This is a genomic window from Seohaeicola saemankumensis (assembly GCF_042678485.1).
Classification (GTDB): domain Bacteria; phylum Pseudomonadota; class Alphaproteobacteria; order Rhodobacterales; family Rhodobacteraceae; genus Seohaeicola; species Seohaeicola saemankumensis.
In genome coordinates, this window is the sequence record NZ_JBHTKR010000007.1 from 151,810 (window position 1) to 175,540 (window position 23,731).

At 65.4% G+C, this 23,731-nt stretch carries 23 protein-coding genes; 12 read left to right on the forward strand and 11 right to left on the reverse strand.

Translation table 11 applies throughout. The features are described from left to right. Positions 1 to 20: 20 nt before the first annotated feature. Positions 21 to 1,601, forward strand: a complete 1,581-nt coding sequence (murJ, locus tag ACFQ3C_RS17320) for a murein biosynthesis integral membrane protein MurJ (protein ID WP_380794491.1) — start codon at positions 21 to 23, stop codon at positions 1,599 to 1,601. 4 nt (positions 1,602 to 1,605) lie between these two features. Here murJ and ACFQ3C_RS17325 read toward each other — a convergent pair whose 3' ends face one another. Both ACFQ3C_RS17325 and ACFQ3C_RS17330 read right to left on the reverse strand, forming a co-directional pair. Next, on the reverse strand, positions 1,606 to 2,247 hold the full coding sequence (locus ACFQ3C_RS17325; RefSeq protein WP_380794497.1) for a phosphoribosyltransferase: 642 nt from the start codon (positions 2,245 to 2,247) through the stop codon (positions 1,606 to 1,608). 133 nt (positions 2,248 to 2,380) lie between these two features. After that, positions 2,381 to 3,085 carry a rhomboid family intramembrane serine protease gene (locus tag ACFQ3C_RS17330; protein ID WP_380794501.1) on the reverse strand — a complete coding sequence of 235 codons (705 nt, stop codon included), beginning with the start codon at positions 3,083 to 3,085 and terminating at the stop codon, positions 2,381 to 2,383. A 76-nt stretch (positions 3,086 to 3,161) separates the two neighbouring features. Between ACFQ3C_RS17330 and trpS the strand changes: the two genes are divergently transcribed. From trpS to ACFQ3C_RS17345, 3 genes are all read left to right on the forward strand, one after another. Continuing rightward, positions 3,162 to 4,208: a tryptophan--tRNA ligase gene (trpS, locus tag ACFQ3C_RS17335; RefSeq protein ID WP_380794505.1), complete on the forward strand. Its 1,047-nt coding sequence runs from the start codon at positions 3,162 to 3,164 to the stop codon at positions 4,206 to 4,208. Then, complete coding sequence (locus tag ACFQ3C_RS17340; RefSeq protein ID WP_380794508.1) at positions 4,208 to 5,311, forward strand: hypothetical protein; 1,104 nt, start codon at positions 4,208 to 4,210, stop codon at positions 5,309 to 5,311. The genes trpS and ACFQ3C_RS17340 overlap by 1 nt, the downstream gene beginning before the upstream one ends. 215 nt (positions 5,312 to 5,526) lie before the next feature. Beyond that, positions 5,527 to 7,269, forward strand: a complete 1,743-nt coding sequence (locus ACFQ3C_RS17345) for a PHA/PHB synthase family protein (protein ID WP_380794648.1) — start codon at positions 5,527 to 5,529, stop codon at positions 7,267 to 7,269. A 46-nt stretch (positions 7,270 to 7,315) separates the two neighbouring features. On the opposite strand, the gene ACFQ3C_RS17350 is transcribed toward ACFQ3C_RS17345, so the two are convergent. After that, a complete protein-coding gene (locus tag ACFQ3C_RS17350) occupies positions 7,316 to 7,891 on the reverse strand; it encodes a L,D-transpeptidase (RefSeq protein WP_380794511.1) in 576 nt (191 codons plus the stop codon). 231 nt (positions 7,892 to 8,122) lie between these two features. Between ACFQ3C_RS17350 and ACFQ3C_RS17355 the strand changes: the two genes are divergently transcribed. The 5 genes from ACFQ3C_RS17355 (at position 8,123) to ACFQ3C_RS17375 (ending at position 12,389) form a co-directional block, all read left to right on the forward strand. Next, positions 8,123 to 8,611 (forward strand): VOC family protein, encoded by a 489-nt coding sequence (locus ACFQ3C_RS17355; protein ID WP_380794514.1) that lies wholly within the window; start codon positions 8,123 to 8,125, stop codon positions 8,609 to 8,611. A gap of 387 nt (positions 8,612 to 8,998) precedes the next feature. Next, the gene (locus ACFQ3C_RS17360) at positions 8,999 to 10,276 is read left to right on the forward strand and encodes a DUF2157 domain-containing protein (RefSeq protein ID WP_380794517.1); all 1,278 of its coding nucleotides are present in this window, start codon (positions 8,999 to 9,001) and stop codon (positions 10,274 to 10,276) included. After that, positions 10,273 to 10,836 carry a GDYXXLXY domain-containing protein gene (locus tag ACFQ3C_RS17365; protein ID WP_380794520.1) on the forward strand — a complete coding sequence of 188 codons (564 nt, stop codon included), beginning with the start codon at positions 10,273 to 10,275 and terminating at the stop codon, positions 10,834 to 10,836. The genes ACFQ3C_RS17360 and ACFQ3C_RS17365 overlap by 4 nt, the downstream gene beginning before the upstream one ends. A 90-nt stretch (positions 10,837 to 10,926) precedes the next feature. Next, on the forward strand, positions 10,927 to 11,790 hold the full coding sequence (locus ACFQ3C_RS17370; RefSeq protein ID WP_380794522.1) for a branched-chain amino acid aminotransferase: 864 nt from the start codon (positions 10,927 to 10,929) through the stop codon (positions 11,788 to 11,790). A gap of 143 nt (positions 11,791 to 11,933) precedes the next feature. Beyond that, complete coding sequence (locus ACFQ3C_RS17375; protein ID WP_380794525.1) at positions 11,934 to 12,389, forward strand: universal stress protein; 456 nt, start codon at positions 11,934 to 11,936, stop codon at positions 12,387 to 12,389. Between the two features lie 57 nt (positions 12,390 to 12,446). On the opposite strand, the gene ACFQ3C_RS17380 is transcribed toward ACFQ3C_RS17375, so the two are convergent. From ACFQ3C_RS17380 to ACFQ3C_RS17395, 4 genes are all read right to left on the reverse strand, one after another. Continuing rightward, the gene (locus tag ACFQ3C_RS17380; protein WP_380794528.1) at positions 12,447 to 12,764 is read right to left on the reverse strand and encodes a hypothetical protein; all 318 of its coding nucleotides are present in this window, start codon (positions 12,762 to 12,764) and stop codon (positions 12,447 to 12,449) included. A 248-nt stretch (positions 12,765 to 13,012) separates the two neighbouring features. After that, positions 13,013 to 13,399 carry a c-type cytochrome gene (locus ACFQ3C_RS17385; protein ID WP_380794531.1) on the reverse strand — a complete coding sequence of 129 codons (387 nt, stop codon included), beginning with the start codon at positions 13,397 to 13,399 and terminating at the stop codon, positions 13,013 to 13,015. A 235-nt stretch (positions 13,400 to 13,634) separates the two neighbouring features. After that, positions 13,635 to 14,945, reverse strand: a complete 1,311-nt coding sequence (locus ACFQ3C_RS17390) for a DUF2254 domain-containing protein (RefSeq protein WP_380794534.1) — start codon at positions 14,943 to 14,945, stop codon at positions 13,635 to 13,637. A gap of 33 nt (positions 14,946 to 14,978) precedes the next feature. Beyond that, the gene (locus ACFQ3C_RS17395) at positions 14,979 to 17,240 is read right to left on the reverse strand and encodes an adenosylcobalamin-dependent ribonucleoside-diphosphate reductase (RefSeq protein ID WP_380794536.1); all 2,262 of its coding nucleotides are present in this window, start codon (positions 17,238 to 17,240) and stop codon (positions 14,979 to 14,981) included. Positions 17,241 to 17,435: 195 nt separating this feature from the next. Here ACFQ3C_RS17395 and ACFQ3C_RS17400 point away from each other — a divergent pair, with 195 nt between their 5' ends. Together ACFQ3C_RS17400 and ACFQ3C_RS17405 are read left to right on the forward strand one after the other, a co-directional pair. Then, positions 17,436 to 17,867: a DUF1489 family protein gene (locus ACFQ3C_RS17400; protein ID WP_380794538.1), complete on the forward strand. Its 432-nt coding sequence runs from the start codon at positions 17,436 to 17,438 to the stop codon at positions 17,865 to 17,867. A 126-nt stretch (positions 17,868 to 17,993) separates the two neighbouring features. Continuing rightward, positions 17,994 to 19,259: a SulP family inorganic anion transporter gene (locus ACFQ3C_RS17405; protein WP_380794541.1), complete on the forward strand. Its 1,266-nt coding sequence runs from the start codon at positions 17,994 to 17,996 to the stop codon at positions 19,257 to 19,259. Between the two features lie 5 nt (positions 19,260 to 19,264). Here the strand turns inward: ACFQ3C_RS17405 and hisG are convergent, their stop codons facing one another. The 4 genes from hisG to ACFQ3C_RS17425 form a co-directional block, all read right to left on the reverse strand. Further along, the gene (gene hisG, locus ACFQ3C_RS17410; protein ID WP_380794544.1) at positions 19,265 to 19,960 is read right to left on the reverse strand and encodes an ATP phosphoribosyltransferase; all 696 of its coding nucleotides are present in this window, start codon (positions 19,958 to 19,960) and stop codon (positions 19,265 to 19,267) included. Continuing rightward, complete coding sequence (locus ACFQ3C_RS17415; RefSeq protein ID WP_380794547.1) at positions 19,957 to 21,066, reverse strand: ATP phosphoribosyltransferase regulatory subunit; 1,110 nt, start codon at positions 21,064 to 21,066, stop codon at positions 19,957 to 19,959. Before ACFQ3C_RS17415 ends, hisG begins: the two co-directional genes overlap by 4 nt. Next, complete coding sequence (hisS, locus tag ACFQ3C_RS17420; RefSeq protein WP_380794550.1) at positions 21,059 to 22,564, reverse strand: histidine--tRNA ligase; 1,506 nt, start codon at positions 22,562 to 22,564, stop codon at positions 21,059 to 21,061. Before hisS ends, ACFQ3C_RS17415 begins: the two co-directional genes overlap by 8 nt. A gap of 88 nt (positions 22,565 to 22,652) precedes the next feature. Continuing rightward, positions 22,653 to 23,456: a crotonase/enoyl-CoA hydratase family protein gene (locus ACFQ3C_RS17425; protein WP_380794553.1), complete on the reverse strand. Its 804-nt coding sequence runs from the start codon at positions 23,454 to 23,456 to the stop codon at positions 22,653 to 22,655. Between the two features lie 60 nt (positions 23,457 to 23,516). Between ACFQ3C_RS17425 and ACFQ3C_RS17430 the strand changes: the two genes are divergently transcribed. Next, positions 23,517 to 23,711 (forward strand): SlyX family protein, encoded by a 195-nt coding sequence (locus tag ACFQ3C_RS17430; RefSeq protein ID WP_380794556.1) that lies wholly within the window; start codon positions 23,517 to 23,519, stop codon positions 23,709 to 23,711. Positions 23,712 to 23,731 lie beyond the last annotated feature (20 nt).

A 23,731-nucleotide genomic window follows, 5' to 3' on the forward strand; every position in this document is an offset into this window, starting at 1 on the left:
TGCTTGAAAGGCTGCCCGCCATGAAACCTATCCGCCTGATCGCCGGCTTCATGACCGTGGGGCTCTGGACCCTCGCCAGCCGCGTTCTGGGTTTCGTGCGCGACGCGATGATTCTGGCCTACCTTGGCACCGGCCCCGCCTACGAGGCTTTCGTCGTGGCCTTCCGCCTTCCCAACATGTTCCGTCGCTTCTTTGCCGAGGGCGCGTTCAACATGGCCTTCGTGCCGATGTTCTCGAAGAAATACGAGGCCGGAGAGGATGCACAGGGCTTTGCCGAAAATGCCTTTTCGGGTCTTGCGTCGGTCCTGATCGTGCTGACGCTGGTCGCACAGCTGTGCATGCCATGGCTGATCTACGGCATGGCCAGCGGATTTGCCGGTCAGGAACAGTTCGCGCTTTCGGTCGAATTCGGACGGATCGTCTTTCCCTATATCCTGTTCGTCTCTCTGGCGGCGCTTCTGTCCGGGGTGCTGAATGCCACGGGGCGCTTCGCCGCCGCCGCCGCGGCGCCGGTCCTGTTGAACGTGATCCTCATCGCGGCGATGACCCTGGCCGCCTTTGCGGGCCTCGATACCGCTTTCACCGCCTTTTCCGGGCTCGATGTGGGGACAGCGCTGATCTGGGGCATCCCCTTCGCCGGTGTCGCGCAGCTGGCCCTGGTCTGGTATGCGGCGCGCCAGGCGGGGTTTGCCCTGATGCCCCGCCGCCCGCGCTGGACACCCGAGATGCGGCGACTCGTACGTATCGCCATTCCGGCCGCGCTGGCCGGGGGTGTCGTGCAGGTCAATCTTCTGGTCGGCCAGCAGGTCGCCAGTTATTTCGACCGGGCCGTCGGCTGGCTCTATGCGGCTGACAGGCTGTACCAGCTGCCGCTGGGTGTCGTGGGCATCGCCATCGGCGTGGTGCTGCTGCCCGATCTGTCCCGTCGGCTGGCGGCAGATGACGCGGCAGGCGGGCGCAATGCGCTCAGCCGCGCCGCCGAGATCTCGCTGGCGCTGACGATCCCTGCCGCCGTGGCCCTGGTGGTCGTGCCGCTGCCGCTTGTCTCGGTCCTGTTCGAACGCGGGGCCACCACATCCGACGATAGCGCCGCCATCGCCATGGCAGTCGCGGTCTATGGGCTGGGGCTGCCCGCCTTCGTGGTGCAGAAGATCCTGCAGCCGCTGTATTTCGCGCGTGAGGATACGCGCAGCCCGTTCCGTTATGCGGTCGTGGCCATGGTCGTGAACGCGGTACTTGCCATCGGGCTTGCGCCCGTGATCGGCTGGATCGCCTGCGCCATCGCCACCACGCTGGCCGCCTGGGTGATGGTGGCGCTGCTGGCGCGCGGGACACGCCCGATGGGCGAGGTCGCGCGGTTCGACGCGCGGTTTCACGGGCGGATCTGGCGGATTATCGGGGCTTCGGTCGCGATGGGCGCCGCGCTCTGGCTGGCTACGGTCTGGATGTCGCCCTTCTTTGCGATGGCCGGATGGCGCTACCTGGCGCTGCTCGGGCTGATCCTGATCGGCATCGTCAGCTATTTCGGAATTGGCCAGCTGATCGGCGCCTTCCGCCTGGGCGAGTTCCGCCGCGCCTTCCAGCGCGGTGGCAGCGCCTGATCCCTCAACCCGCAGTCGCGGCCAGCAAGGCAATCACCTTGTCATCGTCCACCTGGTCGAAAACGGCGTAATGCGCGCCGACCGCCATGAAACTGGCGGGTTGCAGCAGGCAGATCACATCGTCGGCCAGTGGCGCAAGTTGCGCCAGCGCCTCGGGCGGGGCGACCGGCACGGCCAGCACAAGTCGCGCCGGGCCCTGCCGCCTGACAGACCGCAGCGCCACCCTGATCGTGGCCCCGGTCGCGATCCCGTCATCCACGATGATTGCCGTGCGCCCGGCGAGGGGCACAGGATCGCGGCCAGCCAGATAAACGCCCCGCCGTCGCGCGATCTCGGCCAGGGCAGGCTCGGCAAGCTTGACGATATCCAGCCGGTTGTAGCCCGCGTGCCGCGCGATGTCCTCGTTCACTTCCAGATCCGGGCGTGGTCCATCCACAACGGCACCCAGCGCCACCTCGGGCTGGCTTGGCAAGCCGATCTTGCGCACCATGACAAGATCCACCGGCGCCTTCAGGACGCGGGCCACCTCGACCGCCACGGGCACCCCGCCCCGTGGCAGCGCCAGAACAACCGGATCCTCCAGATCAAGTGCGGCCACGGCCACGGCCAGCTGTCGCCCTGCATCCGTCCGATCGGCAAAACGCATCGCATACCTCCCCAAAGGGGCTGCGGCCGGGACAAAGCCAGTCCGACCCGCCCGCAGGCAGTCTAGCCGATTCTGTTTCTTCTTGCTGCAAATATCCCCGCGCGGAGCGCTTCCGCCCTGCGCCGGGTCGACATCAGTCGTGGCGCAGTCTTTCCCTCAGCCGGGCAAACCCGCCCGGGCTGACCACGAAGGACAGCGCGAAGCCAAAGACGAATCCCGACAGGTCCGCGATCCAGTCGCGGCTGCCGCCGAACAGGATGCCGAAGACAAGCTGGATCCCCATCAGAAAGGCGATCAGCGTGAACGCGCGGATCTGCGGCCCGCCCTCCTGCCCAAGCCTGAGCCACAGCAGATAGGTGAAGGCGCCGATCAGGCCATAGACCCCGGGAAAGGCCCCCAGCAGCGGAATCGGCGATCCTGCCAGCAGACCATAGATCAGCGCGCCACCGACGGAGGACCCGAAAAACACCGCCAGAACGGCCCAGCCCCGAAACACTTCGCCCACGAATTTGCCCAGCGCCAGCAGCATGACAGCGGCAAACAGCGCATGGGTGAAACTGCCGTGGATGAAGGGATAGGTCACGAACCTGGCCAGATGCTCGGTCGGCCAGCGGCCGTTGGTCAACATCCACTGGAAGATTTCGGCCGAGAACGCATAGCCCTGGATTGCGCCCAGGCGCCATCCGATGGCCTGCGGTCCGCCGACGATGCCCTGCGCGCCCAGGCTGAACAGCGCCTCGATGCCCATGACCACCGCAAAAAGCGCGATGACCACCCGCGGCAGCGGATTGATGGGGCTGGGGTTGAAGCCACCCTGGCTCTGACGGTGAGGTTGCATGACGGACCTTTGCTTGACGGGGCTCGGGGGCATGGGTAAGCCAGCCGCACCCATAAATCCAGACGGAGATGTCATCATGGCGGATGCGGTCCACACGCAATCCAACCCGAACGCGGCCTTCACCCCGCGCGTCTTCTCGGGGATCCAGCCCTCGGGCGGGTTGACCCTTGGCAATTACCTGGGCGCGATCAAGCGCTTCGTGCAGATGCAGGACAGCGGCACGCCCACGATCTATTGCGTGGTCGACCTGCATGCCATCACCGTCTGGCAAGACCCCGCCGCGTTGCGGCGCCAGACCCGCGAGCTGACGGCGGGCTATATCGCCGCCGGTCTGGACCCGGCCAGGTCCATCCTTTTCAATCAAAGCCAGGTGCCCGAACACGCGCAACTGGCCTGGATCTTCAACTGCGTCGCGCGCATGGGCTGGATGGGCCGGATGACCCAGTGGAAGGACAAGGCGGGCAAGAATGCCGAAAACGCCTCGCTGGGCCTGTTTGCCTACCCTGCGCTGATGGCCGCGGACATCCTGCTCTATCATGCGACGCATGTGCCGGTCGGCGAGGATCAGAAGCAGCATCTGGAACTGACCCGCGATGTGGCGGCCAAGTTCAACCACGATTACGGCGTCGATTTCTTTCCGATCACAGAGCCGGTGATCGAAGGGGCCGCCACCCGCGTCATGAGCCTGCGGGACGGATCGAAAAAGATGTCGAAATCCGATCCGTCGGACGCAAGTCGCATCAACATGACCGATGATGCCGACACGATCGCCAAGAAGATCCGCAAGGCCAAGACCGACCCCGAGGCTTTGCCGTCGGAAGCCGCAGGGCTGGAGGGCCGCCCGGATGCGCGCAACCTGGTGAACATCTATGCCGCGCTGTCCGACAGCACGGTGGATGCGGTGCTGCGCGATGTGGGCGGCAAGCAGTTTTCCGAATTCAAGCCGATGCTGGCCGATCTGGCCGTGGCCAGGCTGTCACCCATCTCGACCGAGATGGCCCGGCTGATGCAGGACCCGGCGGAAATCGACCGCATCCTGGGCGACGGTGCCGCCCGCGCCCGCGCGATCGCCAGCCCGATCCTGCAAAAGACCTACGAGATCGTGGGGATGATCCGCAGTTGATGGCGGGCGGTGCGGTGCGCGGGCTGGCGCGGCTGCTGCTGACCGGCTTGATGATCGCATCCCTTGCGGTATCGGCAACCAACCTGTCGGCGCTGGCGAAGGCGCCCGTCGGGGCGGCCTTCGTCGCACGTGGCACGGCCGGAATCGCGGCGGCGACCGAACATGCGCTGGCCGTGCACGCCACCCCCGCAGCCGTTGCAGCCCGGCTTGATGCGCTTCTGGCCGAGGCGCCGCGCAACTGGCTGGCGATCGACGCGGTCACGGCGTTGGCGGCAGAGCGCGGGATCGCCCTGCCTGCCGACCTGCTGAACCGGCGCGCGGAGGCCTGGGACGAGGACAGCGGTTTGCGGACAGTGGCAGTCGCCTGCCTGCAGTGCATCCGGGATGCCGCGACGTGCGACATGACCCTTGTCCTGATGTGTCGCGCCCCGATCGAACTGTCGGCGGTCGGGGATCTGACCGGGGTGGTCAGAGGCGGGCTTGATTACGTGGCCGGCCGCGAGGTGGACGAGGTCGAGGTCATCCTGTCGGTCGTCGGACTGACCGCCCTTGCTCTGGCGGCGTCAAGCGGTGGCGGCAGCCTGACGGTCAAGGCGGGGGCAAGCTTTGCCAAGCTGGCGAAATCCATGAAACGTCTTCCCGACGCGATCACGCGCCCCCTGATCCGCAGCTTTCGCGAAGGCGTGGCCTGGGACGGCATCAGCCAGGTGCGTCGCCTCGATGATCTGGTTGGCCTTCTGCGCCCCGACGTGATGCGCCCTGCCGCAAGGATCGCGGAAGACGCCGGACAGATGATCGGCAAGACCTCGGTCCGCGACGGGCTGCACCTGATGAAATATGTCGACGATCCTGCCGATCTGTCGCGCATGGCCCGCGCGTCGGACGCGCTGGGTCCGCGGATGGTGGGCACGATCGAGGTTCTGGGCAAAAGCCGCGTGATGCGGCTGACCATGCGGATGGCCGATGAGGTCTGGCTGATCTTCAGCGGCCTGATCGGAGCGTTGGCGGCGGCGCTGGCCCTGCTGCAATCCCTGATCTTTTCGGCCCTGTCCCGGCGGCTGCGCGGGTCCGGGCGAAAGCCCGGCCACCTGCGCGGGGCCTGATGCCTGACGCCTGATGCTTGACGCAGGTCAAAGCCGGTCGCGGACACGAGGGTTAGGATGGCTTTTTCGCATGGGGTGTCGAGATGGCTGACAAAGGCGCAAAATCAGGTGTGACGCGGACAAGGGCGCCCAGGGCACCCGGGGTGCCCAGGGCCCGCAAGGCCGCGCCTGCGCGTGATCCGCAGCTTCCGGCGGTGGTGCCTGCCGTCCCGACCATGGCGGCGCAGGATGAACGCCCCTCACACCCGCATCAGAACCTTGACCGCAGCGTCATGGCGGCAATGGCGCAGCTTACGGGCGGCGTGTCGCCCCATGCCGTCGCCGATGCCTGGACCGATTGGTGGCTGCACATGGCCCGCGCGCCGGGCCGACAGCTGGAGCTGATCGAAAAGGCCCAGCAGAACACGCTCAGGCTGATGCAGCACGCAGCGGCCGAGATGACCGGCAAGGCCCAGGACGCGCCATTCGCGCCCAAGGCCAATGATACGCGATGGACCCATCCCGATTGGGCCAAGCCGCCTTTCAGCCAATGGCAACAAGGCTTTCTGGCCCTGCAGGACTGGTGGGACCATGCCACCGATGATCTGCGCGGCCTGCGCCACAAAAGCGCGGAACGCACCGGGTTCATGATCAGGCAGATGCTGGATACGGTCGCGCCCTCGAACTTTCCGGCCCTGAACCCCGGGATCATCGAAAAGACGCTGCAGACCCGTGGCCAGAACCTGACCGAAGGGGCGGCACATCTTGCCGCCGATGTGGTTCAGACGTTGACGCAAGCGAAACGCCCGATCCCGGAAGAGTTCGCATTGGGAAAGCACCTGGCCTGTACCCCCGGCAAGGTCGTCTACCGCAACGATATCATGGAGCTGATCCAGTACAGCCCCCAGACCGACCTGGTGCATCCTGAACCGGTTCTGATCGTGCCTGCCTGGATCATGAAATACTATATTCTGGATCTTTCCCCGGAAAACTCGCTGATCCGTCACCTGGTCGCGCAGGGCTTCACGGTTTTCTGCATCTCCTGGTGCAACCCCACCGCCGACCAGGCGGATCTTTCGCTGGAGGATTACCGCAAGCGCGGCGTTCTGGCGGCGCTGGATGCAATCAACGCGATCGTGCCGGGGCGACAAGTGCATGCCAACGGCTATTGCTTGGGCGGCACGATGCTTGCGATCGCGGCTGCCAGCATGGCGCGCGATGGTGATGACAGGCTGGCTTCGGTCACGCTGATGGCGGCACAGGTCGATTTCATCGAAGCGGGTGAGCTGTTGCTGTTTCTGGATGAAAGCCAGGTTGCATTCCTCGAGGACATGATGTGGGAACAGGGCTATCTGGACCGGCCCCAGATGGCACGCACCTTTGCCGCGATCCGGGCCGAAGACCTGATCTATACCCGCGCCGTGCGGCGCTATTTCCTGGGGATCGAGGATCTGCCTTCGGATATCACGGTCTGGAATGGCGACACGACGCGGATGCCCGCCCGGATGCATTCGGAATATCTGCGCGGGATCTTCCTTGAAAACCGGATCACGGCCGGGCGCTTTGCCGTCGAAGGCAAGGTGATCGCGCTCAAGGATATCACCGCGCCGATGTTCGTGGTGGCGACCGAAAGCGATCACATCGCGCCTTGGCGGTCAGTCTACAAGACGCAGCTTTTCACCGATAATGATCTGACCTTCGTGCTGACGAAGGGCGGGCACAATGGCGGCATCCTCAGCGAACCGGGGCACAAGGGGCGGCACTACCGCATCAGCCACCGCCGAGCGGGCGCGCCTTACATGGGGCCGGACAGCTGGCTGAAGGGGCATGACCCACGGCCCGGATCGTGGTGGCAGGAATGGACCTGCTGGCTGGAGCAGAACAGCGGGGCACAAGTGGCGCCGCCGGCGATGGGCGCGCGGGACAAGGGCTATCCTGCCCTGTGCGATGCGCCCGGAACCTATATCCACCAGGGTTGAGGCCCGGGCGAGCCGGCATTTGCACAGGCTGTCCGACCGGCGCGGGTCAGATCAGCCGCACCTGGGTGCCGACTTTGGCCAGGCTGTAAAGCTCTGCGATATGCTGGTTGTAAAGCCCGATGCAGCCATCGGACGAGGCGCGCCCGATCTTGCGCGTATCATGGGTGCCGTGGATCAGGTAATACTGCCACCCGAGGTAAAGCGCATGCGTGCCCAGCGGATTGCCTGGCCCCGCCGCGACCGTGACAGGCAAGCCGGGATCGCGTTCCCGCATCGAGGGTGTCGGCGTCCAGGTCGGCCCCACGCGGGTGCGTACGATCCGCGTATGCCCCAGGCGCGTCAGGTCATCGCTGGCGGGCACGGAGCTTGGGTAAAGCCTGTAGATGCTTTCGTCCTCGGACCAGAAATGCAGCGCGCGCGAACGGGTATCGGCCAGGATCACGCCATTCTCAAGGGTTTCGAAATGATCCTGCCAGCGCATCATGCGGAACGACGACAGGTTGTTGCGGACCCCCTGTCCATCCGGCCGGGTCTGCGGGTCTTGTGCGGCCCCGGCACGCCCGGCCAGCAGCGCGGCCGCGCCGCCGGCCAGCAGGGTCCGTCTTGTCCATTGATGTGTCATCCTGCCTCCTTCGGGCTGCCCTGGCCCTGTGTTGTCATGGTGGGGTCCCGCCGCCGGCCGGACCCGCGCCCTGTGAGCCCCAACAGGACCGAAATCGCAAATCACGATGCCGCGCGGCGCGCGTTATCGCCCGTTCCCACATCTGCACCCGTGCACAAGAGCGGTGCAGCAATCGGACTTATCGGAAGGGCCTGAAGGGCTTATTCTGGTGCCAGAACAGGAGATCACGACATGGTCGATTACAGCACCCATCCCGAAACCCGCATCGGACATATTCACCTCAAGGTGGCGGATCTGGAGCGCGCCATTGCCTTTTACCGCGACGTGATGGGCTTTGCCCTGCAACAGCGCTATGGCGATCAGGCCGCCTTTCTGGCGGCGGGCGGCTATCATCACCATATCGGGCTGAACACCTGGGAAAGCCGCGGCGGCGTCGCGGCCCCGCATGGGCACACGGGGCTTTATCACACCGCTTTCCTCTACCCTGACCGCGCTTCGCTGGGGGCGGCGCTGGCGCAGGTGCTCGAGGCCGGGGTGGAGCTTGACGGCGCCGCCGATCACGGCGTGTCCGAGGCGGTCTATTTTCGCGACCCCGATGGCAACGGGATCGAGATCTACCGCGACCGTGCGCCCGAAGACTGGCCGCGCAATGCCGAGGGGCAGCTGGAGATGGTCAACAAAAGGCTGGATCTGAACGCCCTGCTGGCCGAGGCGCGCTGACCCCTGTGGCCCAGAGGTTGCGGGATGCCGGAAAAACGCGCCGTGAGTGCCATGAAAATGACTAGTCGCCATGCAATCGTCGCGTCACGTGCCTGACAGGCAGGGACTTGCGTGTCGCGCCTGTCATTGGTGCCGTTGTGTAACGCGTGCGGCCCTATTCGGGTGTCTTTGACGGTCTGATTGTTCACTTGGATTTCTCAGCATATGACGCCCGGCCCCTATCCCTTGGGCCGGGTGTATTTCATGAAACGGTCCGGCGCGCCCCCCATGCGGGCAAAACCGACGGCTCTTGCGTCTTTACCCGAACGGCCCTGCTGGTACAGTATATGGGCAAGATCGGCTGGACCGGATGTCACGGTTCATGACCACCTTCAGGGACAGGTCTGTATGCATATCAAAAGCAAGAACGCGGTCATCACCGAGGCGCTGGAGGGTTGGCGCAGCAGGGGAATGCTGGACGCCACGACCGCGCAGCGCCTGAAAGACGACCTTGAGCAGGGCAAGACCCGCTACAGTTTCAACGCGTTCATCATCACCGCCGGGGTCGTTTGCCTGTGTTTTGCGGCCATGACCTTTGTCGCGGCGAACTGGGAACAGATGAGCCGTCTGCTGCGGCTGGGACTGGTGCTGCTGACGCTCTGGATGGCCTGGGGCGCGGCCCTATGGGCGGGTCTGCGCGGCCTTCACTGGTGGCACGAAGCCCTGATGCTGCTGGGTTGCGGGGTTTTCGGGGCCGGCATCATGCTGGTCAGCCAGATCTATCATATCCAGGGGAATGCCGCCGATGCGGTCTGGCTGTGGGCGCTGGGCAGCCTGCTGGCGGCCGCGTTGACGCGGGGACAGATGGTGCTGGCGCTGACCATCGGGCTTTTCGGTCTTTGGCATGGCCTGCAGATCGACATCTCTGCCGCAGCGCATGCGTTGAACCTGCCCTACCTGGTCTGGTGGCTGGCAGGGGCCGGGCTGGCCTGGTGGCAGCGCAGCCGCCTGGCCGCGCATCTTTGCGTGCTGGCCCTGTGTTTCTGGTCGCTGAGCGCATTGGCGACGGTGCAGTCACCGCATGCAGCGGCCCTGATCCTGCTGACTGGGACGGTCAGCGTCATCTCGGCGATGCTGGCATCCTTGTCCGGTCCACGCCTGTTGCGTGGATTCGAGGCCCCGGTGCTGGCCTATGCCGCGCTGGTCCTTGGGCTGATCGTCTTTTACCTGACGCTGACGCATGATGCCTTCGACCGGCCGATCCCTGGCGATGGCAAGGTGCATGGCGCGCTATGGGGTCTGCTGGCCGCCACACTGGCCCCCGCGCTGGTGCTGGCGCTGCTGGCACGGATCAGGGGCTGGTCGCAGGCCTATGATCTTGTCGTATGCGCGGCCCTGGGCCTGATACTTCTGGTGGTGCATCTGTTGCCGAAAATACCGCTTCTCTCGGAAGCGTTGCTGCTGGTGCCCTTCATCTGGGTCACGCGCATGGGCTGGCGGCTGGACCTGCGCAGCCTGCGCAGCATCGGCATGACCGGGTTCGTGCTGGCGCTTCTGGTGGTCTACGGTGAAACCGTGGGCAGCCTGATCGGCACAAGCGGCTTTTATCTTGGCGCGGGAGTGATCCTGCTGGGCGGGGCCTGGGTGGCCACGCGGCTGGACCCGAAAAAAAGGGGCGGATCATGAACGGCGCGCGCGCCCTGCCCCGCCGCTGGCTGGTGGCCGCGATCATCGCGGCGGCCCTGGCACAGACCGCGGCCCTGGGAAAGATGGTCACCGATCGCGCAGCCTTGCTGCGGGACGGGTTCGAGGTCGTTCTGGAAACCGGCGCCATAGATCCGCGCGACCTGTTTCGCGGGCATTACACGATCCTGAACCTGACAATCACCCGCATCGCGCAAGACAGTGTTCAGATCGATCCGGCACTGGAACCCGGCATGCCCGTCTACGTGGTGCTGGGCCCTGGCCCCGCCGGGTTCTGGGAGGCCGAAACCCTTCTGGCCGCGCCACCGGACAGCCCGGTTCCGCTGCTGCGCGGCACCTTCGAATACGCGCTTGATACAGAGATCATCCTGTCCTTTCCGATCGACCGCTACTTCGCCCCGAAAGACCGCGCGCTTGAGCTTGAGGGGATCAACCGCGATGGCCGGATGGGGGTGATCCTGGCGCTGGATGCGACCGGCCATGGGGCGGTCAAGGGTCTGATGATCGACGGGCAACGGGTCTACGAGGAACCACTTTACTGACGTGGGGCAACTTGCCATGCGCGGTGGCCTTCGCGGCTTTACTGCACCGGATCGGCTGCTAAAGTCGCGAGGCACCGAAAGGAACCGACTATGGCGACAGGCACGAATATCCGCACCTATTTCGACGGCACATGGCATGCGGGAGACGTGCCGGTCATGAAGGCCGCCGACCATGGCAGCTGGCTGGGCAGCACCGTTTTTGACGGCGCGCGCTACGTGAACGGCATGGCGCCCGATCTTGAGGCGCATTGCGCCCGCGTCAACCGCTCGGCCGAGGCGCTGATGATCACCCCCACCGTGGCCACGCAGGAAATGATCGGCATCGTGCGCGAGGGGCTGGCACTCTATCCGCGCGAGGCGGCTGTCTATATCCGGCCGATGTACTGGGCCATCGATGGCGATCCGACGGCGATCGTGCCCGCGCCTGACCGGACCGGATTCGCGATCTGTCTTGAGGAAATCCCGATGCCGGCCGAGGGGGCCTCGACCACATTGACTCGCACGCGCTTTCGCCGCCCGGTGCTGGAGGATGCGGTCGTGAATGCCAAGGCGGGCTGTCTGTACCCCAACAATGCGAGGATGTTGACAGAGGCGCGCGCCAAAGGGTTCGGCAATGCGCTGGTGGCCGATGCGCTGGGCAACGTGGCCGAAACCGCCACCGCCAATGTTTTCATGGTCAAGGACGGGGTCGTGCTGACCCCCGTCGCGAATGGCACCTTCCTTGCCGGCATCACGCGGGCGCGCCACATTTCCAACCTGCGCGCGGACGGGATCGAGGTGCGTGAAACGGTGCTGACATTCGACGATTTCCACGCCGCGGACGAGGTGTTCCTGACGGGCAACATGAGCAAGATCACCCCCGTGACGGCCTTTGACGACACGATCTATCCGGTGGGACCGATCACAATGCGCGCCCGCGCTCTTTATTGGGATTGGGCGGCCAGCGCGGGCTGAAACCGCGCGCGGCGCGGGGTCGGCCGCGGCGCAACGCGCTCCGCGCGGGGATATTTGCAGCAAGAAGAAACAGGCGCCGCGCGTGCAGACAGTTGCGCGGATCGGTGCCATCCGCCATGATCGCGGCCAAGGGAGAATGCATGATGCGAAAGTTTCTGGTGGTGCTGGATGACAGCCGTGAATGCCTGAACGCGATGCGCTTTGCAGCAATGCGCGCCGCGCGCACGGGCGGCGGGGTCGAGATCCTGTCGGTGATCCCTCCGGAGGAGTTCAATCACTGGATCGGCGTGGGCGATATCATGCGCGAGGAGGCGCGGGAGCGGATCCATGCGCATTTCGAAGTCTTCGCAAAGTGGATGCGCGACAAGCAGGGCGTTGATCCGGAACTGGTCATTCGCGAGGGCGAGCCGGTGACCGAGATCCTGGCCCAGATCAGCGAGGACGAGGATATCGGCGTGCTGGTTCTTGGTGCGGGAACTGACAAGAAGGGTCCTGGCCCGCTGGTCACCCAGTTGACGCGCAGCGCAGGCTCGCTAGCGGTTCCGATCACGATCGTGCCGGGCGATCTGTCGAAGGAACGGCTTGAGGCGATCACCTGAGGCCGGATGGCGGCGACCGGGGCTTGTGCCCCCTTGCCGCCGCCAGACATACTGGGCTCAGGCGCGGCTGACCTGCCCCTTGCCCCGGTTGCGCAGCAAGGCCCAGATCCGGGGGCCGAAAACCGCAAGGATCGCGATGGCATAGATCAAGAGCGCGATCTTCGAGGTGACAAGAAAGCTCCCTTCGCCGCGATTGATCATAAGGCCGCGCCGCAACTGTTCCTCGGCCAGCGGCCCGGGGATCGCCCCCACCAGCGCCGGCGCCAGCGGATAGCCGAAGCGGCGCATCTGCTTGAGGATGCTGATACCGTCGTCCAGCGGCAAGGTCAGGTCCAGGATGATGGCGTCGAAATCATCATGCATCAGCATGTCCATGACATCGCCCCTGTCGGCATTCCAGTCATCTGATGCCCGGCCGCGCGCAAGCGCCGCTCGATGATCTCGCCCGGATCGTGGTTATCCTCGACAATCAGAATGTTCATGACGCCCATGCAAACAACACGCGAGGCGCCCTTTTATAGAGCGAAGTTGGACGCCTGCGCCATGGCCTTGCGGCGCATGGGATCGTCACGGAGCAAGAGCCGGAGCGGCACGGAACGCGCCGCTCCGAATGGGATCATGGATTATTGCTGGATCGATTCTAGGTAAAGTGCTAGCGACAGCACGCGTCCGCGCGTTTCCAGAACGCTGCCATAATCATCCGGTCCAGCAACACTCTGCTCCGAGAACATGGTGCCGAAAAGCGGCATCGGGCCACCATGGGCACGCACGCCGGTGCGACCGTCAATGATGTGGATGACCTTCAACATGGGGAACACCCCATCATTGGCTTTCGACAGCAAGGTCAGGTTCGGCGAAGGTATCGTGAGGACATTGGCCATATCGCCATCACCCTTGCCTGAATCACCGTGACATACCGAGCAATAGTCGGCGTAGAGACCTTCGCCGATTTCCTTGTTCTGCGCATGTGCAACTGACGCGAACACAAGCGCACTTGTTACAGCCGTCATTCTTACGAGCCGTGAAAGAGTCATCTTTCCATCCCCTGATATTAAAGCGCGTTTTCTTCCCACCTCCAGTTGGACATGAATCCTGCGACCTTTCAATCACCCATGGGTTGTATATTCAATTATGCCATGTGTATCGCCCCCATGGCCACGCGTCACTTGATGCAAGGCCCCGGCGCCACCGCCGCGGCCGCCGTCAGGCGCCCGACCGGTCCGCGGACAGGGCGGCCGAGCTTGATCATTCGGGGGCGCCGGCAGGTGTAGGCACCAGCCTGGCCGCCGCGCGGATATCGGCAAGGTCGGATGCGGCAGGCGCCGCCGCTTCGGCGCGCGCCAGGGCATCTTGTGCCATGCGGGTGGTGGCCTGCCCGAAAGTATCCGGCGCGATGCGCCGCAGGTCGGTCAGCGCCTTTTGCAGGCGGACCTGCACCTCGACCAGGCCGGCGCCGTCGCGCGCCAAGGGGCGGAACGCATCGGCGATCGCATCCCGCGGCAGGATGGGCGGCACGAAGATATCGGGAAAGCGGATCTCGGGTGCGGCCCGGTCGCGCCAGAGCGACAGAATACGCACGAAGCGGCCCAGAACATCAATGGCGGTGCCCGGATCATTGACCGCCGGTGACAGCGCCCGCGAGGCGATCTCGGCCAGAACGATCAGACCGAAACGGGGATCCCCCTCGAATGTGCGGCGTTTGCCGATGGTGATTGCGCGGCAGATCGTATCGCATAGCGCGGGATCCGGCGCCGCACCGCTGAGCCGGGCAAGGGGCGCACCCATGGTGACGAAACTGCCAGGCAGGCATCGCAGGTAGACCTGCACCCCGTAGGCTGTGGCGCAGTCGTGCAGCGCCTGCATGTCCACATGCTGCACATAGCCCGTCGTCCGGGCATCGACCCCGTGCATCCCGTGATCGGGTTCGCCCGACAGAATGCGCCCGCCCATGTAGGGATCGGCAAGGCGCAGCTCCAGCGCGGCGGCGGTCGCGGCTTCGACCCTGTCCAGCGTGTCGCCCATGCGACCGAACTGCATCAGGTGCCCGATCCAGCGGAACAGCGCCAGCACGACGAAACCGATGACCACGATGGTGAACAGGAAAATCACCACCCGGCCGGCCGCGTCGTAAAGATCGGCATTCAGCGCCACCAATCCCACCAACCCGAACAGGAAAGCCCCCAGGAAGGTGGCCAGCACGTTTTGCGTCGTGCGATCCTCTTGCAAGAGCACGGCAGCGCGGGGGGTGGCCGTGCTGGCGGCGGCGGCAAAGGCCGATACCGCGATGGAGAGTGAAAAGGTCGTGACCGCCAGCATCGAAGAGGTCAGAACCCCCAGAAGCTGCTCGACCGCATCAGCCCCGGCCCTGATGGCCAGATCCTCGGCCAGGTAGGGTGACAGAACATGCGCCAGCCCGACGGAAAGCAGCGCAAGGAAAGCGAAGCCTACGACGCGCACCCAGACCTTCTTGAGGATCTCCCGCAGGTACCATGTGTAACGCGACACCATCGCTCGCTGCCCCCATGCCATGCATCCGGCACGCCGCCGCATCAGCATGCGGCGACCTGTCAGAGCGGTCTCAGACGCGGCCTAGCCGCATTTCGAATGGCCACAGCTGGCGCAGGTCATGCAGCCCTCGACCATCCGCATTTCGTATTGCCCGCAAGACGGGCAGGCTTTGCCGCGCGGCGCGTCAAGGCCCACGACATTGGCCTGGGGATCGGTCTTCAGGCCCATCCCTTCACCTTCGATGAACCCGATCGAGATCATGTGACGCTCGATCACGCCGCCGATGGCCGCCAGGATCGAGGGGATATATTTGCCCCCCATCCAGGCCCCGCCGCGCGGATCGAACACGGCTTTCAGCTCTTCCACGACAAAGGACACGTCCCCGCCACGCCGGAACACGGCCGAGATCATCCGCGTCAGCGCCACCGTCCAGGCGAAATGCTCCATGTTCTTGGAGTTGATGAAGACCTCGAAGGGGCGGCGATGGCCGTTGATCACGATGTCGTTGACGGTCAGGTAGATCGCATGTTCGCTGTCGGGCCATTTCAGCTTGTAGGTGTTGCCCTCCAGTTCCTGGGGGCGGTCCAGCGGTTCGGACATGTAGATCACTTCCGCGCCCTGATCGGCCTCGGGCGTCTTGTCCGTGGCCTCGGACACGCTGAGCACCGAGCCGGTCACGTCATTGGGCCGGTAGGTGGTGCAGCCCTTGCAGCCTGTTTCATAGGCGGCCATGTAGACCTCCTTGAAGGCGTCAAAGCTGATGTCCTCGGGGCAGTTGATGGTCTTCGAGATCGAACTGTCGACCCATTTCTGTGCCGCCGCCTGCATCCGCACGTGATCCAGCGGGGCCAGCGTCTGGGCATTGACGAAATAGTCGGGCAATGCGGCATCGCCGAATTTCTCGCGCCACATCTGCACGGCGTAATCGACGACTTCCTCCTCGGTGCGGCTGCCGTCCTTCTGCAGGACCTTGCGCTTGTAGGCATAGGCAAAGACCGGCTCGATGCCTGACGACACGTTGCCCGCATAAAGGCTGATCGTGCCGGTGGGGGCGATCGAGGTCAGCAGCGCGTTGCGGATGCCATGGGTGCGGATCGCGTCGCGCACATCCGCGTCCATAGCCCGCATCGTGCCGGACGCCAGATACTTTTCTGCGTCGAACAGCGGGAATGCGCCCTTTTCCTTCGCCAGGTCCACCGAGGCCAGATAGGCGGCGCGGGCGATCGCGTGCAGCCATTCCTCGGTCTGACGCGCCGCCTCCTCGCTGCCATAGCGCAGCCCCACCATCAGCAGCGCATCCGCCAGACCTGTCACACCCAGGCCGATGCGGCGCTTGGCCTGCGCTTCCTGGGCCTGCGCCTCCAGCGGGAAACGACTGGCATCGACGACGTTATCCATCATCCGCACGGCCACGGCCACAAGATCGGTCAGCTGTTTGGGATCAAGGTGGGCCTTCTTGCCGAAGGGATCCGTCACCAGACGCGCCATGTTGATCGACCCCAGCAGGCACGCGCCATAGGGTGGCAGCGGCTGCTCGCCACAGGGATTTGTCGCAGCAATGGTTTCGACATAGTTGAGGTTGTTGGCCTCGTTGATCCGGTCGATGAAGATCACGCCGGGTTCGGCGAAATCATAGGTGCTTTTCATGATCTGGTTCCACAGATCACGCGCCTGCACCGTGTGATAGACCTTGCCGTCGAATTGCAGATCCCAGGGCGCATCGGCCTTCACGGCCTCCATGAAGGGATCGGTCACCAGCACCGACAGGTTGAACATCCGCAGGCGTGCCGCGTCGGATTTGGCGGTGATGAAAGCCTCGATATCGGGGTGGTCGCAACGCATCGTCGCCATCATCGCGCCCCGGCGCGAGCCTGCCGACATGATGGTGCGGCACATCGCATCCCAGACATCCATGAAGGACAGCGGCCCCGAGGCATCGGCCGCCACGCCCAGCACATCCGCGCCGCGCGGCCGGATCGTCGAGAAATCATAGCCGATCCCGCCGCCCTGCTGCATGGTCAGCGCGGCCTCCTTCAGCATGTCGAAAATGCCTGCCATGCTGTCAGGGATGGTGCCCATGACAAAGCAATTGAACAGCGTCACGCGCCGCCCGGTGCCGGCACCCGCCGTGATGCGCCCGGCGGGCAGATATTTGAAATCCTCAAGCGCCGCATAGAACTTGTCTTCCCAGGCGGCGCTGTCTTGTTCCACCTGCGCGAGCGACCGCGCGATGCGCCGCCACGTATCCTCGACCGAGCGGTCGATCGGCGTGCCATCGGCCTGCTTGAACCGATATTTCATGTCCCAGATCTGTTCGGAAATGGGGGCGGCAAAACGGGTCATGGCAAGGTCCTCGGGTCAGCGGGCGGGTGGGGCAGAGGCCCTGCATCCGGGGGTGCGGGGCGGCTTGCGGCAGGCTGCACAGAATAGGCCGGGGGCGGGTCCGGGTCAACGGCGCTGACGCGCAATTCAGCCTGCCAACAGCCCTTGATATCGCGGGGTCCGCGTCTATGATCCACAACCACTGGGGAAAATCACATGCCGGAACCATTGCACCTGATCAAGCTTTCCGTTGGCACCGAAGGGGTCGAGGATCTGGCCGCATGGCAGGCCAGCGTCCGGGCCAGGGGGGCCGACGGCTTGCCGCGTCACGTCACCCGGATGTGGCCCAAGCGCGAGGCCGAGATCCTGGACGGCGGGTCGATCTACTGGGTGATCAAGGGCATGCTGCAATGCCGCCAGCGCATCCTGCGGCTGGACGAGGTGATCGGTGGCGACGGGATACGTCGCTGCGCCATCGTGCTGGATCCAGAACTGATCCGCACCACCCAGGCCCTGAAGAAACCATTCCAGGGCTGGCGCTACCTGGCGGCCAAGGACGCGCCCGCCGATCTGCCGCAAGGCCGCGCCCATGAGGATGCCCTGCCCAGCAGCCTGAGCGCGGCGCTGGCGGATCTTGGCATTCTCTGACGCATAAAGCCGCCTCTGACGCGCCAGTGGCACTGCGGCAGATGGCTTTTTGCAAGCCCCCGAGATGACGCTTGAAAACGTCCCGAGGAGGACGCATCCTGCCGCCATCCTCCAGGACATGACAGAATGCTCCGCCCGCAATTGCTGACCAGCCTTTCGACCTATTCGGCAGCGACCTTCCGGGCCGATCTTTTTGCGGGCATCACGGTGGCCATGGTGGCGCTGCCGCTGTCGCTTGCGATTGCCATCGCTTCGGGCGCGACCCCGGCGCAGGGGCTGATAACGGCGATCGTGGCGGGTTTCATCATCTCGGCGCTGGGTGGCAGCACCGTGCAGATCGGCGGGCCCACCGGGGCCTTCATCGTCGTGGTCGCAGGCGTGATCGCGCAGCACGGTTATGACGGGCTGGTGCTGGCCACGGCCATGGCGGGGGTGATCCTGCTGGTGGCAGGATGGCTGCGGGCGGGCAGCCTGATCGCCCATGTTCCCGAATCTGTCGTCAACGGCTTCACCATCGGGATCGCGGTGCTGATCGCGGCAAGCCAGATCAAGGATCTGATGGGGCTGTCGATGGCGCATGAGCCGGCGGAACTGCTGCACAAGCTCCCCGCGCTCTGGGCCGCGCGGGATACGTTCAGCCTGGCGGCGCTTGGCGTGGGGCTGGCGACGATGGTGCTGATCGTGATGTTCCGCCGTGCCGCGCCGCGGCTGCCCGGGCTGATCGTGGCGCTGGCCCTGACCTCGGGGGTGGCCGCGATGCTGTCGCTGCCGGTCGAGACGATCGCGGCCCGCTTCGGTGATCTGCCGCGCAGCCTGCCGTTGCCCGCGCTGCCCGCAATTTCGCTGGACCGGATGATCGAGGTCCTGCCCTCGGCTCTGGTCATCGCTTTCCTGGCCGGGATCGAATCGCTGCTGTCCGCCGTGGTCGCCGACCGGATGACCGGGGCAAGGCACAAGCCGAACGCCGAAGTGGTGGCGCAGGGCGCAGCCAACCTGGCCTCGGCGGCCTTTGGCGGATTGCCTGCAACCGGGGCGATTGCCCGCACCGCGACCAATGTCCGCGCCGGGGGGCAGACACCCGTGGCAGGTATGGTCCACGCTGTCGCGATCCTCGCGATGATGATGCTGGCCGCCGGGCCAACCGGGATGCTGGCGATGCCAGCCATGGCGGGGCTTTTGATCCTGACCGCCTGGAACATGGCAGAGCCGCACAAATGGGGCGCATGGATGCGCGAGCGCCCCTCGGACCGGGCGCTGTTGCTGCTGACGATGGCGCTGACCGTACTGGTTGATCTGACCGTGGCGATCGGCGTCGGTGTCGCCCTGGGGCTGGCGCTGAAACTGCGGGCGGGCCGCACCAAACCCGACACTTTCGACCCGCGCCGGATGTAGACAGCTTAATCGACCTCGATCATCCGGCAGAGCTGCTGAAGCGTCTCGCGATCCGCATCGTCCAGTTCCGCCGCGCGACTGCGATAGAGCGTGGCTTGCGAGCGCAGCACCAGACCGTCGCGCAGCATCTTGAGGTGATTGGCGCGCAGCGTCTCGCCGGTCGAGGTGATATCGGCCACCGCCTCGGCGGTTTCGAATTTCACCGTGCCTTCGGTGGCACCCTGGCTGTCCACCAGCGCGTAATCGGCAACACCCGCATTACGCAGGAAGTCGCGGACAAGACGATGATACTTGGTGGCGATACGCATCCGGAAACCGTGCCGCTTGCGAAAGGCGGCGGCTGCGGCGTCAAGATCGTCAAGCAGGTCCACATCGACCCAGGCGGCAGGCACCGCGATGATCAGATCGGCATGGCCAAACCCCAGTTTGGCCAGTTCCTGCACCTGCTGGTCCCATTGCCCCAGCTTTTCGCGCACCAGGTCAGTGCCGGTCACACCCAGATGGATGCGTCCGGCGGCCAGTTCGCGCGGAATTTCGCCCGCCGACAGCAGCACCAGTTCGACATTGTCGATGCCGCCCACCGCGCCTGCATATTCGCGTTCCGAGGCGCTGCGCGACAGGGCGATGCCGCGCGCCGCAAACCATTCGAAGGTCTTTTCCATCAGCCGGCCCTTGGACGGCACGCCCAGCTTGATCGTCATGATGCGGCCCTCAATTCCAGCAGCAACCCCGGACGGATCACCCCACCCACTGCGGGGATTTCCGCCCCCTGCCCCAACACGCGGGTCAGCGCGTCATAGCGCCCGCCGGAGGCGACAGGCGGCAGGTCGCTGCGCCCCTCGGCGTAGAAGCCGAAGACGAAGCCGTCGTAATATTCCATCGAGGTGCGGCCATAACTGGCCTCGAATTCAAGCGTGTCCACGTCGATCCCGCGCGCCGACAGCGCCGCAACGCGGGCCGTCAGCCGCGACACGGCCGGGATGATGGCGGGCATGTCGACCGAGATGTCGCGCAGATGTTCCAGCGCGAAAGGCAGCGTCTCGCGCACGCCAAGGATCGCATCCAGCAGCGCCACCTCGTTTTCGCTGATCGGCGGTGTGGCTGCATCTTCGCGCAGGGCGGTGATGCGTGCATTGATCTCGGCCCGGTCGCGCAGCCCGACCAGGGGCGGGCAATCCGCCCAGGGATCAGCGGCCGCCAGAAGCGCCAGCCGTGTCTCTGGCACCGGCGCGCGGCCCGAGTAGCGATCCAGAAGCGCGCGAAACCGGCGCGGCCGCCAGATATGGCGCCGCAGGGCGGCCTTGCGCGCGGGCGTGGTGTTCAGACCTTCGACAGCGGCAGCCAGGATGCCGATATCGCCCGTCGCCGCGCGCAGGGGAAGATCGCCCAGCGCCTGACGGATCAGGGCGAAAACCTCGGCGTCGGCGGCCGCGGGATCGACGCGGTCAAAAACCTCGTATCCGGTCTGGAAATATTCATTGGCGCGGTCGGGAAATTCCTCCTGCCGGCGGAACACCTCGCCCGCATAGGTATAGCGCGCGGGTTCGGCGCCATGGGCCATGTGCATCTGCACGACGGGCACGGTGAAATCGGGGCGCAGCATCTGTTCCCCGCGCACGGCGTCCGATGTCACATAGGCACGGGCGCGAATATCCTCGCCGTAGAGGTCCAGCAGGGTGTCGGCGGGTTGCAGCACCGGCGGGTCCACGACCTGCGCACCTGCCGCCGCAAAGATGGCGCGCAGGCGCGTGGCCTCGTCGCGGATGGCGGTGCGCGCCGCGGTGCGTCTGGCGGCCGTGTCAGGCATCGGCGTGGCTTTCGATGATGTCGCGCACCTTCGCCACCATCTGATCGCGCGGCACCTCGTATTGGCTGGGACGGCTTTGCCATTCCTCAAGCGTGGCGTTTTCCGCGATCTTGGCGCCAAGGATCAGGTCCTTGATCTGCACCACGCCACGGGCCTTTTCATCGCCGCCTTCGATGATGGCGACGGGCGAGGCGCGCTTGTCGGCGTATTTCAACTGATTGCCGAACTGCTTGGGGTTGCCCAGATAGACCTCGGCCCGGATACCGGCGCGGCGCAATTCGCCTGCCATCGCCTGGTAATCGGCCATGCGGTCGCGGTCCATCACGGTCACCACGACGGGCCCCTGTTCGCGGGCCTGCATCCGGCCCTTTTCGCGCAGCGCCGCCAGCAGGCGGTCGACACCGATGGACACGCCCGTGGCGGGCACTTCCTGCCCGGTGAAGCGCTTGACCAGATCGTCATAGCGCCCGCCGCCCGCGACCGAACCGAATTGCCGCTTGCGGCCCTTCTCGTCGAAGATCTCGAAGGTCAGTTCGGCCTCGAAGACCGGCCCGGTGTAATAGCCCAAGCCCCGCACGACCGAGGGGTCGATCACGATACGGTCGGGGCCATAGCCCTGTGCCGCGACCAGGTCGGCGATCTGGGCCAGTTCATCCACACCCTGCACCCCGATGGCGGAGGCGCCAACGGCAGCGCGCAGATTGTCCAGCGTCGCAGCCATGGTATCCGCCTTCGATGTCAGAAAGGCGATCACGGGTTCGGCCTGGTCTGCATCAAGGCCCACGCCGTCGATAAAGGCGCCAGAGGCATCGAGCCGCCCCTTGGTCAGCAGTTCACGCACCCCGGCTTCGCCGACCTTGTCGAATTTGTCGATCGTCCGCAGCACGGCTTCGCGGGCGTCGCCCTCGGGCAGGCCCATCACCTCAAGAATGCCGTTCAGAACCTTGCGGTTGTTGATCCGCACGATGTAATCGCCGCGCGGAATGCCCACCTCCTCAAGCGTATCCGCCAGCATGGCGCAAATCTCGGCATCCGCCGCGACGCTTGCCGCACCAACCGTATCGGCATCACATTGATAGAACTGGCGGAATCGGCCCGGTCCGGGCTTTTCATTGCGCCAGACCGGCCCCATCGCATAGCGGCGATAGGGCAGCGGCAGATCGTTGCGATGCTGGGCATAGACCCGTGCCAGGGGGGCGGTCAGGTCATAGCGCAGCGCCAGCCAGTCGCCAGGCTTGGCGTTTTCACCCTCGTGATCGGGGTCTTCCTGCCAGGCAAAGACGCCCGCGTTGGGGCGGTCCACATCGGGCAGGAACTTGCCCAGCGCCTCGACCGTTTCCACGGCCGAGGATTCCAGCGCGTCAAAGCCGTAGCGGTGATAGACCCGTGCGATCGTGGCCAGCATCTCGCTGCGCATGGTCACATCGGCACCGAAGTAATCGCGGAAACCTTTCGGGGTTTCGGCGCGGGGGCGCGGGGTCTTCTTGTCCTTGGCCATGTCTGGCTCCCTCGGTCTTGTGCGGGGCGGTATGGGCGGTCTTGTCCGGCTTGCCTCTACCGGATGCAGGCCAAGGGGGCAAGCGGGGCTAGAGGTCGTCGAACCGGCCCGACCGGCCATGTCCCCCCGCAAAGCGCGAGGCCCCGGCGCGCCCTTCGGCAGCGAACATCGCGGCCGAGACCCATTCACGACGCAAGGCCGCCGCCAGATCGGCGGGCGGCATCCGCGCTGACAGGAAATCGGCCCGCATGCAGCCCTGCGGAAAGCGGGTCAGCGTCTGCGCCAGATCCAGTGCTGCGGTCAGCGCCTGCCCCTGTGGCACAAGGCGGTCGGCCAGCCCCATGGCCCGCGCCTCTTCGGCATCCACCGGGCGCCCCGTCAGGATCAGGTCATTGGCGCGGCCCTGTCCGATCACGCGCGGAAGGCGGAAGGTGCCCCCGTCGATCAGCGGCACGCCCCAGCGGCGGCAATAGATGCCCATCACCGCGCCCTGCGCCATGACCCGCATGTCGCACCATGCGGCAAGTTCCACGCCGCCCGCCACGGCGGGCCCTTCGATCGCGGCGATCACGGGTTTCGACAGCATCAGCCGCGATGGCCCCATCGGACCGGGCCGGGGCTGGGCCACCGGGTCGGTCCAGTCATCGGGAATATCGACGGCCTCGATCCAGCTGGCCGCGGATCCATCAGCGGCGGTCTTGAGGTCGAAGCCCGCGCAGAAAGCGCCATCCGCCCCGGTCAGGATCATCACGTCGATCCCGGCATCGCCTTCCAGCGTCAGAAATGCCTCGTAAAGCGCCTGCGCCGTCACCGGATTGACCGCGTTGCGCGCCTGTGGCCGGTCGATCGTGACGACCGCCACCCGATCCTGTTGATCCACCCTGACTGTCATGGCCTGTCCTTCCCTGTGTCCTGCCCCCGTGCTATCAACAGCATCGCAAAAGGAGGCGCGATGCAACACCTTGAGGAAAAGCTGGCCCATCTGATCCGCGCGGTCGATGACCTGTCGGATGTTGTCGCAACCCAGCAGACCGAAATCGCGCGCCTGGCCCGGCGCGTCGACATGCTGATGCAGCGCGAGGCGGAACGCGAAAGTGCCGCGGGCGAAGGCGTGGTGCTGGCCGATCAACGCCCGCCGCATTGGTAAATCCGCCCGCCGGTCAGGGT

Bases quoted from the DNA above. Each gene is read 5' to 3' on its own strand.
- ACFQ3C_RS17405 (WP_380794541.1), top strand. From the start codon at position 17,994: ATGCTCCGCCCGCAATTGCTGACCAGCCTTTCGACCTATTCGGCAGCG.
- ACFQ3C_RS17370 (WP_380794522.1), top strand. From the start codon at position 10,927: ATGGCGACAGGCACGAATATCCGCACCTATTTCGACGGCACATGGCAT.
- hisG (WP_380794544.1), bottom strand. From the start codon at position 19,960: ATGACGATCAAGCTGGGCGTGCCGTCCAAGGGCCGGCTGATGGAAAAG.
- ACFQ3C_RS17340 (WP_380794508.1), top strand. From the start codon at position 4,208: ATGGCGGGCGGTGCGGTGCGCGGGCTGGCGCGGCTGCTGCTGACCGGC.
- ACFQ3C_RS17380 (WP_380794528.1), bottom strand. From the start codon at position 12,764: ATGGACATGCTGATGCATGATGATTTCGACGCCATCATCCTGGACCTG.
- ACFQ3C_RS17390 (WP_380794534.1), bottom strand. From the start codon at position 14,945: ATGCTGATGCGGCGGCGTGCCGGATGCATGGCATGGGGGCAGCGAGCG.
- ACFQ3C_RS17345 (WP_380794648.1), top strand. From the start codon at position 5,527: ATGGCGGCGCAGGATGAACGCCCCTCACACCCGCATCAGAACCTTGAC.
- ACFQ3C_RS17350 (WP_380794511.1), bottom strand. From the start codon at position 7,891: ATGACACATCAATGGACAAGACGGACCCTGCTGGCCGGCGGCGCGGCC.
- ACFQ3C_RS17400 (WP_380794538.1), top strand. From the start codon at position 17,436: ATGCCGGAACCATTGCACCTGATCAAGCTTTCCGTTGGCACCGAAGGG.
- ACFQ3C_RS17385 (WP_380794531.1), bottom strand. From the start codon at position 13,399: ATGACGGCTGTAACAAGTGCGCTTGTGTTCGCGTCAGTTGCACATGCG.
- ACFQ3C_RS17325 (WP_380794497.1), bottom strand. From the start codon at position 2,247: ATGCGTTTTGCCGATCGGACGGATGCAGGGCGACAGCTGGCCGTGGCC.
- ACFQ3C_RS17365 (WP_380794520.1), top strand. From the start codon at position 10,273: ATGAACGGCGCGCGCGCCCTGCCCCGCCGCTGGCTGGTGGCCGCGATC.
- murJ (WP_380794491.1), top strand. From the start codon at position 21: ATGAAACCTATCCGCCTGATCGCCGGCTTCATGACCGTGGGGCTCTGG.
- trpS (WP_380794505.1), top strand. From the start codon at position 3,162: ATGGCGGATGCGGTCCACACGCAATCCAACCCGAACGCGGCCTTCACC.
- ACFQ3C_RS17375 (WP_380794525.1), top strand. From the start codon at position 11,934: ATGCGAAAGTTTCTGGTGGTGCTGGATGACAGCCGTGAATGCCTGAAC.
- ACFQ3C_RS17395 (WP_380794536.1), bottom strand. From the start codon at position 17,240: ATGACCCGTTTTGCCGCCCCCATTTCCGAACAGATCTGGGACATGAAA.
- ACFQ3C_RS17430 (WP_380794556.1), top strand. From the start codon at position 23,517: ATGCAACACCTTGAGGAAAAGCTGGCCCATCTGATCCGCGCGGTCGAT.
- ACFQ3C_RS17355 (WP_380794514.1), top strand. From the start codon at position 8,123: ATGGTCGATTACAGCACCCATCCCGAAACCCGCATCGGACATATTCAC.
- ACFQ3C_RS17360 (WP_380794517.1), top strand. From the start codon at position 8,999: ATGCATATCAAAAGCAAGAACGCGGTCATCACCGAGGCGCTGGAGGGT.
- ACFQ3C_RS17330 (WP_380794501.1), bottom strand. From the start codon at position 3,085: ATGCAACCTCACCGTCAGAGCCAGGGTGGCTTCAACCCCAGCCCCATC.
- ACFQ3C_RS17415 (WP_380794547.1), bottom strand. From the start codon at position 21,066: ATGCCTGACACGGCCGCCAGACGCACCGCGGCGCGCACCGCCATCCGC.
- hisS (WP_380794550.1), bottom strand. From the start codon at position 22,564: ATGGCCAAGGACAAGAAGACCCCGCGCCCCCGCGCCGAAACCCCGAAA.
- ACFQ3C_RS17425 (WP_380794553.1), bottom strand. From the start codon at position 23,456: ATGACAGTCAGGGTGGATCAACAGGATCGGGTGGCGGTCGTCACGATC.